The 234-nt window shown below is 62.8% G+C and carries 1 pseudogene; it reads left to right on the top strand.

Annotation, left to right across the window (positions count from 1 at the left end):
* Nucleotides 1-201, top strand: a pseudogene (locus tag SB765_RS33920) (ABC transporter ATP-binding protein); the annotation flags it as partial.
* Nucleotides 202-234: the final 33 nt, after the last annotated feature.

The following is a 234-nucleotide window of genomic DNA, read 5'->3' as shown; positions in this document are numbered from 1 at the left end:
GACGAGCTGGTGAAGATCTTGCGGCGCATCAAGGACGAGGGCCTGTCGATCCTGCTGGTGGAACAGAACCTGATGGTCTGCGATGCCCTTGCCGACCGCCATTACGTGCTGGAGCAGGGCCGGGTCGCTTACCAGGGCAGCGCGGCGCAGTTCCGTGAGGACCCGAGCATCAAGAACCGTTACCTGGCCCTGAGCGCCTGAAAGGAGAACGCCCATGAACACCCGCATCGATCC

The sequence above is a fragment of the Pseudomonas sp. SIMBA_067 genome (assembly GCF_046534675.1).
In the GTDB taxonomy this organism is placed as follows: domain Bacteria; phylum Pseudomonadota; class Gammaproteobacteria; order Pseudomonadales; family Pseudomonadaceae; genus Aquipseudomonas; species Aquipseudomonas putida.
The sequence above is the reverse complement of the archived record's forward strand: the minus strand, read 5'-3'. Positions and strand labels throughout refer to the sequence as shown.